Consider the following 14198-nt stretch of genomic DNA (forward strand, 5'->3'; position numbering starts at 1 on the left):
GCGATAGTTACGTTTGTGATTAACCGATGAACACGAGCTTCGCGACAAAAATCGCGGCTAAGAAGTACATCGAAATTGATACGTCTTTTGTTTTACCTGTCGCCAGTTTTAGCACTGTGTAGGTAATGAAACCCAGTGCGATACCATTCGCGATAGAGAACGTCAGTGGCATCATTAACGCCGTAATAGCTGCGGGAGCACCGTTGGTGAAGTCTTTCCAATCCACGTGTTGCATGCTGCTCATCATTACGAAAGCGACATAAATCAACGCGCCAGAAGTAGCGTAAGCGGGGATCATGCCTGCAAGTGGAGATAGGAAAATCGCCGCTAAGAACAACACACCAACCACAATCGCTGATAGGCCTGTTCGTGCGCCTGCTGCAACACCCGCTGCACTTTCTACATAACTGGTTACTGGCGGACAACCCACACACGCACCTGCCACACTTGAGATACTGTCGGCTTTAAGCGCTTTGCTCAGGCCTTCGATCTTGCCCGTTTCTGGGTTAGTTAGGTTTGCACGCTCAGCCACGCCCATCAAAGTACCCGCGGTATCGAACATGTTTACAAAAAGGAAAGCCAAGATAACGCTGATCATTGAAACATCGAGAGCGCCCATAATGTCCATTTTTAGGAACGTAGGCGCTAAGCTTGGTGGCGCCGCGAAGAAGCCGTTGTAATGCACTAAGCCAAGCATCATGCCGACGAGCGTTACACTCAAAATACCGATTAACACCGCACCAAATACTTTACGCTCACTAAGAACAGCGATGATAAGGAAAGCGATAGCGGCCAGTAGCGCTTCAGGTTTAGTGAAGTCACCTAGTGATACCAGTGTTGCTGGGTTTTCGACGACGATGCCTGCTGTTTTAAGACCAATTAGACCTAAGAACAAACCAACGCCCGCAGTCATGGAGTAACGTAAACTCACAGGGATACTTTCAATGATCCATTGGCGGACTTTGTAGAAGCTCATCCCGACAAACAAGATACCTGAGATAAACACTGCACCCAGTGCCACTTCCCAGCTGTAGCCCATTTCGCTTACTACCGTGAACGAGAAAAAGGCATTCAAGCCCATGCCCGGCGCAAGGCCGACAGGCCAGTTCGCAAATAACCCCATTAACAAACAACCGATAGCTGCACCAATACAGGTTGCGACGAATACCGCTCCTGCATCCATACCCGATGCGGCCATAATTTGTGGGTTAACGAAGATGATGTAAGCCATGGTTGCGAAGGTGGTGACACCGCCGACCAACTCATTTTTCACACTGCTTCCGTGGGCCTTAATTTTAAAGAGTTTCTCTAAAATTCCGTTATTCACATCTTGGTTGAGTATTTCTGTTTTACTCTCACTCATGTCAGCAAGTCCTTTTATGTTGTGATCCATTTATTGAATACAGCGAGATTTCAATATTAAGTTTTAAGGTTTTTTCCTAGCCGCTATTTCTTTAGCTATCAGTTGATTAGTCATCAACTTCTAACTAATAACGTTATTAGTATTTTTATATGAGCGTGTTTAATGAGCGCGCATCATTTTAGATGCACGCACTAATCTGCTTAATATTTGTCGGTGAGCCTAGTTAGAAGTTCTAGGTCACGAGACTAACTGCCCCGATAGGTTGAGAAACTGTAAGGGGAGACGAGAAGAGGAACGTGATAATGCGCTTCTGGATCATCTAAGCCGAAACGAATAACCACATCGTCTAGGAAAGGCACACCATCCAATTCCACACCTTTGCTTTTGTAGTAATCGGCTACGTAAAACACCAATTGATATTTCCCCGGTCGGAAATCATTCCCTGCCAGAATCGGCGCATCGGTTCGGCCATCGGAGTTAGTGATTACCGTCGCCAGCTTTTCTGTTGAGTCTTCATTGACCTTATAAAGCTCTACCTTGATCTCTGCACCCGGTAAGCCGTGAGTCGTGTCTAATACGTGTGTTGTTAATCTTCCCATAGTCCTTTAATAGCGCTTTTGGCGCTCCTCTGTTCCGTGGTTTATCTGTCTGTTTCGACCTTGCAAAGAATGCAACTGGTCACTTTGTTATCACTAACTATGTACGAACTGTACACAATTAGTAAAGCGAATTGTTGGAAAAATGTTAACCATTGTGTCGTTTTTTCTGACTTTATAGATCTTGATTATCGTTTTTTGGTGAGTTTTGGTTTTGTTAAGTTGTTGTTTTTAGTCGGTAATGGTGCGTAAATTTAACTTGAATAACAAAATCTTTACATTGAGATAAATAATTGTATACAATAAATGTACAGGGGTAAGGTTGCTCTGTTTATCGAGAATCCATTTGGTTGAATCATTTGGTGACTTACTTAAAGAGCGGCTAAGCCAACCACTTATGTTAGGAGTACTTGGATGAATAAGGATTATTCAAGAAATTTGATCGGTTACGGAGCTAACCCTCCAAACCCTCAATGGCCAGGTAATGCGCGCGTCGCGGTTTCTTTTGTATTGAACTATGAAGAGGGCGGTGAGCGTTGTTTGTTACATGGAGACGACGAGTCTGAAGCTTTTCTTTCAGAGATCCCGTCAGCACAGCCGATCAAAGGCGAACGTCACATGAGCATGGAGTCCATCTATGAATATGGTAGCCGTGCGGGTGTATGGCGTGTTCTTCGCTTGTTCGATGAATATGAAATCCCACTGACCGTATTTGCGGTTGCAATGGCGATTGAGCGTCACCCAGACGTAGCCAAAGCCATGGTCGAAGCGGGGCACGAAATCTGTAGTCACGGTTATCGCTGGATAGACTATCAATACATTGATGAGTCAGAAGAGCGCGACCACATGACCAAAGCGATCGAGATCATCCAACAAGTGACGGGTCAACGCCCACAAGGTTGGTACACAGGTCGAACAGGTCCAAATACGCGTCGCTTAGTCGCAGAAGAAGGCGGCTTTCTTTACGACTCAGATGCCTATGATGATGACCTGCCTTATTGGCACACCGAGACTGGTCATCCGCAATTGGTGATCCCTTACACACTTGATGTGAACGACATGCGTTTTTCAACGGCGCAAGGCTTTAACTCTGGTGAGCAGTTCTTCCAATATCTGAAAGACACGTTTGACACCCTTTATATGGAAGGCGAAACCGCACCGAAAATGATGTCGGTTGGGCTGCATTGTCGTCTGATTGGTCGCCCCGGTCGTATTGCTGCATTAAGACGTTTCTTAGATTACGTAAAACAGCACGACAGCGTGTGGTTATGTCGTCGAATCGATATCGCCAACCACTGGCACCAACATCATCCATATCAACCAAATAACGCTAATCATCAACAGCAAAAGTAGCAGTGAAGCAAGGAGGCTTAACGTGACTGAATTTCGATCATGCCAACCAACAACCATGGACCGCGATACCTTTGTCGCTCACTTTGCTGATGTCTACGAACACAGCCCGTGGGTTGCAGAAGTGGTGTATGACCAAGGTTTGAATGCCGAAGACGACCATATCGAGAATCTTCATCTGAAAATGGCATCGACCTTGTTAAGTGCAGACCAAGGCAAACAGTTGGCTTTGATCAATGCTCACCCGGATTTAGCCGGTCGAGCAGCAGTAAACGGCGAGCTCACCGAGTCGTCGACCAAGGAACAAGCGGGGGCGGGCATCGACCAGTGCAACGCCGAAGAATTTGAAAAATTCACTTCTTACAACAACAGCTACAAAAGTCGCTTCAATTTCCCTTTTATCATGGCGGTGAAGGGAGCCAATCGTTACCAAATTCTTGAGTCGTTCGAGATGCGATTAGGAAATGATAGTGAAACTGAGTTTGCTACGGCGATTCAAGAGATCAACAAGATCGCGATGTTTCGTCTCTGGGATATGTAAGTTAACGGAGTTAACAGCTATCTCAGCCCAGTCTTAGTGCGCTAAGAGTACGCTTTATAAGCGAATAAACCACTAAGTTCTCATTTTATTATTACTTGATTAATTGGATAGGATTACACGGACATGACCCAAACATTTGAACAATACATAAACCTTGCAGACGAAAAACTCGGCGCAGAAGCTATCTTCGCAACAGACGATTTTTTCGCGGATAAAAGCCGTCTTCTCAGCCACGCTGCGCCAGAGTGGAAAGACGACTTATACGACGATAACGGCAAGTGGATGGACGGTTGGGAAAGCAGACGCAAACGCGGTGAAGGTTACGACTACTGTGTCGTTCGCCTTGGCCTAGCTGGCACTATTGCTGGCGTTGATATTGATACCTCATTCTTCACAGGTAACTTCCCACCTTCGGCATCAATTGACGCGTGTTATTCACCACAAGGTGAGCCAACAGACGCAACAGAGTGGCAAGAAATTCTGCCTTCAATGGCATTACAGGGTGATCATCATCATCTTGAAGCGATTGAAAGCGACCAAGTATTTACGCACCTACGTTTGAACATCTACCCAGACGGCGGTGTCGCACGCCTACGTGTTTATGGCCGACCAAGTGTGGATTGGGAAGCAATAGATTCTCAGCAACAAGTCGACCTAGCATCGGTTGAACACGGTGGCCGAGCACTGGCATGTAGCGATGAGCACTACGGCAACAAAGCCAACATCTTAGGTCCTGGCCGCGGTGAAAACATGGGTGATGGCTGGGAAACAGCGCGTCGTCGTACACCAGGTAACGACTGGGTTATCGTGGCACTAGGCCACCCAGGTAACATCGAACGCATCGTTGTTGATACGGCCCACTTCAAAGGTAACTATCCTGATAGCTGCTCGATTCAAGCCGCTTACGTGAAAGGTGGTACCGACGACCAAGTAGAAACACAAAGCCTATTCTGGCGTGAATTGTTGCCAGCACAAAAGCTGCAAGCGCACGAGATTCACGAATTCATTTCTGAGGTAAACGACCTTGGTGCGATTACCCACGTACGTGCAAACATATTCCCAGATGGTGGTATCAGCCGTTTGCGTCTGTTTGGTACGAAAGCGAAATAGGTAAGGAAATGAGTATGAGTAATGGAATACGTCGTTTATCCATCGAACCGTTAACCAAGCAGGCTTTTGCAGAGTTTGGCGATGTTATCGAGTCCGATAATAGTGATTTCTTCATGATCAACAGTGGATCAACACGTCGCTACCACAAGCTAGCGACAACGGATGTGCAAGACCAAGACGGAGAAGCGATCATCAGCATCTTCCAAGCCACACCGTTGAGCTACCCACTGACCATCAAAATGTTAGAGCGTCATCCACTTGGCTCTCAGGCATTCATTCCATTACTTGGTCAACCCTATTTAATTGTTGTTGCGCCAAAAGGCGACGATCCTACATTAGCCAATAGCCGAGCTTTCTTGAGCAACGGTCGTCAAGGAGTGAACTATCACAAAGGGGTGTGGCATCACCCAGTTCTCGCCCTCACCGAGCAAGACCAGTTCTTGATTGTCGATAGAGGCGGCGAAGGACACAACTGTGACGAAGTTTATTTCGACAGCGACCGAGTGGCGTTGCATTTGGACGATCTGCCAACGGACGACAATAAGGAAGAGCAACGCTTAGCTAAAGCGTTGTGATACAGGAGTTTATTATGGATCCGCATATTACAGAATGGTTGAATCTAGCAATACGCTGGGCTCACATGATTGTTGGTGTTGCGTGGATAGGCGCATCATTTTACTTTGTTTGGTTAGAGAACAACCTTAACCGAGTAAACCCAAAAACGGGCCTTTCAGGCGACTTATGGGCAATTCACGGCGGTGGTATTTATCACCTAGAAAAATACAAACTTGCGCCACCAGAGATGCCAGAGCACCTGCACTGGTTTAAATGGGAAGCTTACTTCACGTGGATCACCGGTGTGTGTCTACTGGGTGTGGTTTACTACCTCAACGCGGAGATTTACCTGATTGCACCGGGCTCTGGCCTTGATTCAACAACGGCAATCGCGATTGGTATTGGTTCATTCGTTGCCGGTTGGTTTATTTACGACTTACTGTGTGACTCACCATTAGGTAAAACCCCCGTGTTGCTTGGCGTTGTGCTGTTTGTGCTGCTCGTCGCTGCGACGTACGGCCTAACTCAAGTGTTCAGTGGTCGTGGCGCTTACATCCATGTTGGTGCGATCATTGGTACCATCATGGTGGGTAACGTATTCCGCGTTATCATGCCTGCGCAACGTAACTTGGTGAAAGCGATAGAAGAGAAGCGCGAACCGGATCCGGCACTGCCAGCGAAAGGTCTACTGCGTTCTCGTCACAACAACTACATGACACTGCCAGTACTGTTCATCATGATCAGTAACCACTTCCCAAGCACTTACGGCTCGGAATACAACTGGTTGATCCTTGCTGGGCTAGCGATTTTCAGTATCTTGGTGCGCCACTACTTCAACACCCGTCATGGTAGCCAAAAGTTTGCATGGACAGTGCCAGTCGCGGCATTGGGTATGATCACGCTTGCGTTTGTTACCTCGCCTTACGCGAAAAAGCAGATGACTCCGGTTGTGCAAGCGCCAGTGGTTCAAGAAGTGCAAGTTAGCGCGACTGAATCAGCGACAGAAGAACTTGCTGCAAACGACACCGCTTCAACGACTAGTTCTCAGGCCGCACCAGCAGACCACGCAATGCAAACTGCTAGCGCAGGCGTCAGCTTTGAAACTATCAACAAAGTCATTCAAGAGCGCTGTTCTGTGTGTCACTCATCAACCCCGAGCCACGCCGCTTTTGCTGCTGCGCCAGGTGGTGTGATGTTTGATACCCCTGAAGAGATTAAAGCCAACGTACCAAGGATTGTTGCTCAAACAGTAACAACTAAGGTGATGCCGCTTGGTAACATGACTCAAATGACCGACGCAGAGCGCGCACTCATCGGTACTTGGGTAGAGCAAGGCGCTACGCTTCAATAATGATGTGAATCCTTTACCTAAGAGCATGAGTCTTAGGTGAGGCTTGGGGAGAGTTTGGTTTCGGGCACGCGCCAAACTCATCCCACCCTGTTTCCCCGGTTCCTATAACCGGGGCTTTTTGTTTTTGGGAGTGAATTAGGAGTCTAACCCGAGATTTAATTTATTTTTTAACAAAAAAATAACACTCAACTGGTGGCCGATTTTGAGTCTATCTAAAAAGCATTCATATGTAATGTATATGACATATGATATAGTGCAATCTATTTTATATCTGTGACCTTTTGCCAGTATTGTGTTTATTTGAGTAAGTGTTATGTATTTAAGAAGCCTAAAAATAAAAAACTTCAGAAAGTTTAAAACGACTGCAAATGAAATTAAATTTGTGTCTAATGGAATAGGTGAATCAAGACCTGAGAATATGGTTGCATCTGCCGCTACGTTAATTGTGGGAAAAAATAATGCAGGGAAAACAACGGTAACGAAGGCTTTAGAATTAATTGTAAACAGTAAGAAAGAAATTAAAGGTAATGATTTTAACTTTCACTATCTAAAAAAAATATTAGAAAAGTTTAATTATGACAGTGATTTTAATATCTATCCAGAACTGGAGTTTGTCGTAGATATTAGAGTTACTAATGTTGCAGCTGTTGGTTTTAATAATATCTATCATTTTGTTGATGTTGAGAGTGGTGAGCTACCTGACGAGCTAGATATTAGAGTGAAATCTAAATTTACTATTAAAGAGCAAGCTGAATTTAGTGATAAGTTGTATTATATTAAAACCAAATATAGTAATAACGAACAATTGTTATTTAGCAAGTTTTTGGAATTAATTGATAATACAAAATTTAAAGTTTCTTATTATAATTCTAAAAATGAGTATGTAGATGATAATGTTTTTAACTTAAGCAATATTATTGAAGTTAAAAATATATCAGCGAATAAGAATCTAAATGGGAAAAATCTATCTTCTGTTTTCAATAAAATAATTAAGAAAAGATATAGAGCTGAATCATCTGAACAAGATTATGTTAAGCTTATCGACGAAATAGATAAGTTAAATATTTCTATGTCAAAAAAAATATCTATCACACATAGCGATGCTATTAACAATGTCTTAGTAAAACTTGAATCTTCAAAAAAACTTAAAGTTAACCTTAGTTCAGATTTGAACTTTGATAAATTAATGTTGGACTTGATAAAGTATGAGTTCGACGAGTTAGGTATTCAAATACCTGAGGGGCAATACGGATTAGGTTATACAAATTTAGTTAGTATTGTTGGTGATTTAATTGATTATATTGACGATTGTCCAGAAAGTGAAGTTCAGAGCAAGATAAATATTATTTGTATTGAAGAACCCGAAACTTTCATGCATCCTCAGATGCAAGAATCGTTTATTAAATATATCGATGATGCTATAAAGGTTTTAGTTTCAAACGCAGAAAGAAAGAAAATAAATAGTCAAATAATCATAACAACTCATTCTGCTCATATATTAAACAGTAAAATACATTCAAGCAATTCTTTTGATAATATCAATTATTTAACTACTTCAAATGACGATGTTGAAGTTATAAGATTAGATGATAGTGAAATAAACAAAAAATCACCCAAGAGAAATAATAAGGAAGAAACACAGGAAGAATATAGAAAAAGAAAGTCTAATGATCTGAGGTTTCTTAAAACCCATATAAAGTTTAAAGTATCCGAATTGTTTTTTTCTGATGCGGTTATATTTGTTGAGGGAGCCACTGAAGAGGTTGTACTAAATTACTATTTATCAAATTGTGATAATATGATGAATTATCATATATCCATATTTAGCATTACAGGTGCTCATGGTTTAGTCTACCAACCTTTATTATCTCTTTTAAAAATACCGACTCTAATAATTACTGATTTAGATATAAAAAAATCGAGTAAAGAAAAATCTGATTATGCTCAGATATCAAGTTTAATAAAAAGAACATCTACTAATTCAACTATTAATTATTTTTTCAAGAATATAGATTATCTGAATTTTATTGATAATTACTATAGTAAATATAATATTCGATGCGTATATCAAAGTGAGAGAATTAATGGTTACTATGCAACTAGTTTTGAAGAGGCATTTATTCTAAGTAATAGTGAAAATGAAATACTAAATAAAGCTTTAGAATATACCAAACCTAAAATATATAAAGATATTGTTGGAAGCAACATTGATAAAAGAAAGCTTATTAGTGAATCATACAAGTTCCAAGCGAAGCTAACAGATGATAAAAGTGATTTTGCAAATAATTTGATATATGAAATAGCTAGTGATACCGAAAACCAAACGCCTCCATCTTTACCTGCTTATATTGATGATGGTTTGTTTTGGTTAGAATATAAAATATTGGAATCATTATAGTATAGGGAAGGCCAATGTCATTATCAATAATATCTGATTTAAATAAAGATTCTGAACAATCAATACAAGAAAGTGTAAATGAATGTTTATCTAATAATGTTAGTTTTGTGTTTGATTCTGGTGCAGGATCAGGTAAAACATATTCACTAATAAGTTCATTAATGTATGTTTTAAAAAGTAATCGAAAAAAGCTATCTTCAAATAGCCAGAAGATAAAATGTATCACTTATACTAATGTAGCTGCAAATGAAATAAAAGTTAGACTTGGTGAAACAAGCTTAATTGACGTTTCTACAATACATGAAATGTTATGGGGCTTCATTAGTCTTTACAATAAACAGCTTGTTGATATTCACTTATTGAGATTACGTAGAGAAATTAAAAAACTATCTGAAATACTGAATAAAAAACATAGAGAAAAAAAGAATACCATATATTTAGAACTCGAAGATAATGTTCGCAGGGAGTTTGTAGATTTTACACTGTCTAAAAAAGACATATATTATGAAAATTATGGTGTATCAGCTAATAAATTCAGAGAATCTTTGGGCGATGAGCTTTTTAAATTTGGGAAAATGTATAAGAACGTAACAAACCTCAAATTTATAATGGGATGCATATACAAAATGGATAATTTTGAAAAATGTATTGCATCTATAAAAAGCAAGGAGGAAAATTTTGATAAAATCAAATATAATTCATCAAACAATAAAGACTCTCTTCACAAAATGGTTATTAGTCATGATACTGTAATTGACTATGCTTACAGTTTATTTAAAAAATACCCCTTAGTCAGTAAGGTTTTTTTTGATATTTACCCCTGTGTGTTAATTGATGAATATCAAGATACAAACCCAAAAGTAATAAAAATCATGGCTATAGTTGATTCTTTAGCTAAGGATAAAGGTGGTGTTTTTGTTGTAGGTTATTTTGGTGATAAATATCAAAATATTTATGACGATGGTGTTGGCGGAAATATTCTAAATAGTCACCCTAATTTAAATGTTATAAGGAAAGTATTTAATAGGAGATCTAACCAGGAAATAATAAATGTAATTAATAGCTTTAGAAAAGATGATATAGATCAAAAGTCTATATTTTCTGATTGTGAGGGAGGAAGTGTGAAATTTTATCAATCAAATAGTCAGCTAGATAAATTATACGTAGTAAAATCTTTTATTGATGAATATGTCAAGTCTTGGTGTATTAGTGGCGATGATAAGATTCATTGTCTTGTTCTCACAAATAAAATTCTAGCTAGCCTGAGTGGTTTCTCAGGTATTTATGGTTTTTTCAGTACCTCTGGATATTATTCAAAGTATTATGACAGAATTAATGTTGAACTTTTGAATTCAAACTTGACAAAATTAGGGAAGTCTCAAACGTTACTTTATAGGGTTGTTGAACTTAGAAGGATGCTAATGACTAAATCTAATATAAATAGATTATTAGATAATGAAATGATTGATAATTTTAGTTATAAGCAACTATCTGATCTATTTAAAGTTTTAAAATCATTTAACTTTAAAAATGTAAATGATTATTTAAAGCAATTATTTTTGCACTACCAAAAATCTTCTTCGGTTTTTAGACGTTACGTTGATAGCCTTTTTAAGATGGAAGACCTTTCCTATGAGAAAATAATAAATTATCTGGTAACCTCACTTAACCCTGATTTATCTGATGATGAGCAATTCCGTATTAAGAGGTCAGAGTTGATTGCATTCTTGGAGCTAGATATTAAAGAGTTCGACCGTTGGTATGAGTATGTGTCTGGAGAAGTTGAAAGTAATGTTGTGTATCATACTTACCATGGAACTAAAGGCGTAGAGTTTGATAACGTAATTGTTATTATGGAAAATGATTTCGGGCTTAGAGATAGAAACAAATTTTCCAAATATTTTAGTGATATAAACCCAGATCTGTCATCTCTTAATTTTAACGAGATAAAAAAATTCGAAAATACTAGGAACTTATTGTATGTATCTTGCTCCAGAGCAGTGAAAAATTTGAGGGTATTGTATCTGGATGATGTCTCTCAGTTTGAGGAAGGTATTGTTAGTGTCTTTTCTAAAGTAGATCATTATGCACCGGTTACGCATGCTTGATGTTCTAATGATACGTTCGTAGCGTTTCATTATTGATGATAATAAGGCATCCTTATTATCATCTTATTGTATTTTGCATTAACTTTTAGTGCTGTTTTTACTTTCCTCTTACACTCTTTTCAAATATCGAACCTAGTATCAAATTTCTCTTTGTTATACAGGCAAGTCTCTCATTATGAAGAACTTCTTTGATAGCGAACTCATGCTCTCTAGCTCCTTGAATTTCGTTTTGCTATCTCTTGGGCTAACGCTCCTTTTTCATCTTCCGATTTGGTGTGGGTTCAACTTGAGCCGACGCAAGTGGAAGCTTATGGATTATTTATGGCCGTTCTTGGCGGGTATCGGGATGCTGGGTGCAGTGTCTGAGATTCGTGCGAAAGTAGCGGGTGATTGGGTTGAAACAGAACAAACCAGAGCGGTCGCGATTTTAGAATCGGTTCAGCAGTTTTCTTTGGATAAATTAAGAAGTGATACCTGCACTGGTCAGCCATCTTTAGATAATCACGCTCAGCACCACGAAGCGTGTTTGTGGTATTTGAATACGGCGATCACGTTCAAAGATGTCGATTTTACCTTGTTACCCAACGCATCGGATTTTACGGTTCCTGCGCCTAGCGTGTCGCTGGTTGAAAGTGATGCAGTGTGGGTGGATGGTATGTTGAGTCAGTATGAGAAGCAGAAAAACCAATACATAAAAACCAGAGAAGCGCAGGTGAAGCAGCCACTAGAAAGTATCTTTTGGTATGTGAGCCCTTACTTAGTGTGTTTTGCGATTGCGTTACGTTTGACGAAAGTCACCGCAGAGCTCAAATTAGATAAGTGCGCATAGTTTGAGTTCCTGTACCCAGATAGAAAAGGTGAAGTAATGAATGTGAGTGAGTTTTCTCAGTTGGTGGGTTTGTCGGCTCACACGCTTCGCTACTATGAAAAAATCGGCTTGTTGAAAAATGTTCATCGGAACAGTAGCGGTCATCGAGTCTATACATCGAAGGACGTTACCTGGATTGAGTTCGTGAAGCGCTTAAAAGACACCGCAATGCCACTGGATGAGATTTTAGAATACGCAAAGCTAAGGGAGTTAGGGCCAGAATCGACTTCGCAGCGCCAAGTGTTGCTCGAACAACATCAACAGAATTTGCGTTCCCATATCGAAGAACAGCAAAAGCATCTGGCTGCGCTAGAGCAAAAAATTAGTTTGTATCGAGATGGAAAAGTCCGTTGACTTAGAGTCGACTCTAACTTGTAAGGTGTTCCTGTCAATCATAAAAAGGAACAAACCTATGAATCAATCACGTTTCGACATCGGCTTAGAAAGACTTAATCATATCGACGGAGAAGCAGGGCAACGGGTTATTGAAAGCCTGCAAGACATCTGCCCTGATCTTGCCAAATATACTATCGAGTATCCCTTTGGTGACATCTATTCACGCCCCGGCTTGGATTTGAAATCGCGAGAGATCGCGACCGTCACCGCCCTTACCGCACTCGGCAATTGTGCCCCTCAGCTTAAGGTGCATTTGAATGCGGCACTCAACGTCGGATGCAGCGAGGAAGAGATTAAAGAAGTGATATTGCAGATGTCGGTGTATGCGGGATTCCCAGCGGCGTTAAATGGCATGTTCGCATTTAAAGAGGTGCTTGCGGAGAGAGGCACAGCTTGAGATAAATAGAAAATATAGTCTGAAAAGGGAGCGTCAACTTTGCTAAGTTGCGCTCCCTTTTTATTGATTGGCTAAGTTTTCAAGGTCGTAAACCTGAAGGTTCGCGGTTCTTTAAGATGACATAGACAGCGCGAACGACAGTAAAATAGGCAAGGTAACCACACTTAGGAAGTTGCCGAACAACACCATAGATGCGACTTTAGGCGGCTCGACATTGAACCGTTCAGCGAACAGGTAGTTCATCACGGCAGGTGGCAGCATGGTGAACAGCACCATCATTTGTAGGTGCAGCGTTGGCAGCGGGATAAAGAAGTAGATGATGGCGAAGGCGATGGCACCAGTAAACAGCGATTGAGCCGTACACAGCAAGCCAACTTTGAGTCCGCTTAGCTTCAAGTTCACCATTTGCGAACCCAACGACAACAGCATGATGGGCACGGCTGCTTGGCCGAGTAGCGATGTTGCTTCGTAGATTGGATTCCATACTGCAATGCCAGACAGGTTGAGCGTCATCGCTAACGCTGCGGCTAAGAATATCGGCATCTTGAGGATCTGTTTGATCGGATTACCTTCGCTTAGTAGCGCTAAACCGACACTAATGTGCACGCATGCCGATACCACAAACAGCAATACCGCAGGGGCTAATGCACTCTCACCAAAGGTATAGGTGAACAGGGGAATGGCCAGGTTGCCACTGTTGCGGAACATATGTGGCGGCGCCCAAGCTTTGAAGTTGAGCTTAAAGATCTTACAGATTGGAATCATCAACAGTGCGGGCACTAGCACTGCCACCAAAGAGGCAGAGATGAGTGGCAGTTGTTCAGTGTCGAGGGGCATGGTGGTCAGCGATGCAAACACCAAAGCAGGAATACAAACATCCATGTTGATGCGATTGATCGGTTTGAAATCGGGCTTGAGCCAACGACCTACCGCAAAGCCAGCACTGGCTAAAGCAAAAACGGGAAACAGAATGCTGACGACCTGTTCGAACATAGAATTCCTTTCTAGATTGAGTGCTTCCATTTAGCTGAGAAACGAATGTTCGAGAGAGACGCTAAAGTGAAGTATGAAGTCGAAATGTATAAACATTAACCTATCAATATAATGACTTGGCGTCACCGAAGATCGTTGTCTGTGAGCGGTTAATTTATATTTCTTTGAATGA

The 14198-nt window shown here is 41.0% G+C and carries 13 protein-coding genes; 10 read left to right on the plus strand and 3 right to left on the minus strand.

Features of this window, described 5'->3' with window-relative positions; genetic code table 11:
- Positions 1-19: 19 nt before the first annotated feature.
- Together NX845_RS07000 and uraH are read right to left on the minus strand one after the other, a co-directional pair.
- Positions 20-1363, minus strand: a complete 1344-nt coding sequence (locus tag NX845_RS07000) for an NCS2 family permease (protein ID WP_260256723.1) — start codon at positions 1361-1363, stop codon at positions 20-22.
- A gap of 245 nt (positions 1364-1608) precedes the next feature.
- On the minus strand, positions 1609-1962 hold the full coding sequence (gene uraH / locus NX845_RS07005; protein ID WP_004732855.1) for a hydroxyisourate hydrolase: 354 nt from the start codon (positions 1960-1962) through the stop codon (positions 1609-1611).
- A 411-nt stretch (positions 1963-2373) separates the two neighbouring features.
- On the opposite strand from uraH, the gene puuE reads away from it, so the two are divergent.
- The 10 genes from puuE to NX845_RS07055 all read left to right on the plus strand — a co-directional run bounded on the left by puuE (position 2374) and on the right by NX845_RS07055 (position 13033).
- Positions 2374-3312, plus strand: coding sequence for an allantoinase PuuE (gene puuE, locus NX845_RS07010; RefSeq protein ID WP_017083064.1), 939 nt, complete (start codon positions 2374-2376; stop codon positions 3310-3312).
- 22 nt (positions 3313-3334) lie between these two features.
- Complete coding sequence (gene uraD, locus NX845_RS07015; RefSeq protein ID WP_017067791.1) at positions 3335-3850, plus strand: 2-oxo-4-hydroxy-4-carboxy-5-ureidoimidazoline decarboxylase; 516 nt, start codon at positions 3335-3337, stop codon at positions 3848-3850.
- A 123-nt stretch (positions 3851-3973) separates the two neighbouring features.
- Positions 3974-4960, plus strand: a complete 987-nt coding sequence (alc, locus tag NX845_RS07020) for an allantoicase (RefSeq protein WP_017086623.1) — start codon at positions 3974-3976, stop codon at positions 4958-4960.
- A 14-nt stretch (positions 4961-4974) separates the two neighbouring features.
- Positions 4975-5535, plus strand: coding sequence for an ureidoglycolate lyase (locus NX845_RS07025; RefSeq protein ID WP_017083066.1), 561 nt, complete (start codon positions 4975-4977; stop codon positions 5533-5535).
- A 14-nt stretch (positions 5536-5549) separates the two neighbouring features.
- On the plus strand, positions 5550-6866 hold the full coding sequence (locus NX845_RS07030; RefSeq protein WP_102571825.1) for a urate hydroxylase PuuD: 1317 nt from the start codon (positions 5550-5552) through the stop codon (positions 6864-6866).
- Positions 6867-7179: 313 nt separating this feature from the next.
- Entirely contained in the window at positions 7180-9264 is a 2085-nt protein-coding gene (locus NX845_RS07035; RefSeq protein WP_260256724.1) for an ATP-dependent endonuclease, read from the plus strand.
- 14 nt (positions 9265-9278) lie between these two features.
- On the plus strand, positions 9279-11372 hold the full coding sequence (locus tag NX845_RS07040) for a UvrD-helicase domain-containing protein (RefSeq protein ID WP_260256725.1): 2094 nt from the start codon (positions 9279-9281) through the stop codon (positions 11370-11372).
- Positions 11373-11682: 310 nt separating this feature from the next.
- Complete coding sequence (locus NX845_RS07045) at positions 11683-12201, plus strand: hypothetical protein (RefSeq protein WP_048669456.1); 519 nt, start codon at positions 11683-11685, stop codon at positions 12199-12201.
- Positions 12202-12237: 36 nt separating this feature from the next.
- On the plus strand, positions 12238-12594 hold the full coding sequence (locus NX845_RS07050; RefSeq protein ID WP_260256726.1) for a MerR family transcriptional regulator: 357 nt from the start codon (positions 12238-12240) through the stop codon (positions 12592-12594).
- A 58-nt stretch (positions 12595-12652) separates the two neighbouring features.
- On the plus strand, positions 12653-13033 hold the full coding sequence (locus tag NX845_RS07055; protein ID WP_260256727.1) for a carboxymuconolactone decarboxylase family protein: 381 nt from the start codon (positions 12653-12655) through the stop codon (positions 13031-13033).
- Between the two features lie 111 nt (positions 13034-13144).
- Here NX845_RS07055 and NX845_RS07060 read toward each other — a convergent pair whose 3' ends face one another.
- The gene (locus tag NX845_RS07060) at positions 13145-14026 is read right to left on the minus strand and encodes an AEC family transporter (RefSeq protein ID WP_050632516.1); all 882 of its coding nucleotides are present in this window, start codon (positions 14024-14026) and stop codon (positions 13145-13147) included.
- Positions 14027-14198: the final 172 nt, after the last annotated feature.

Source organism: Vibrio sp. NC2, from assembly GCF_025195005.1.
In the GTDB taxonomy this organism is placed as follows: Bacteria; Pseudomonadota; Gammaproteobacteria; order Enterobacterales; family Vibrionaceae; genus Vibrio; species Vibrio splendidus.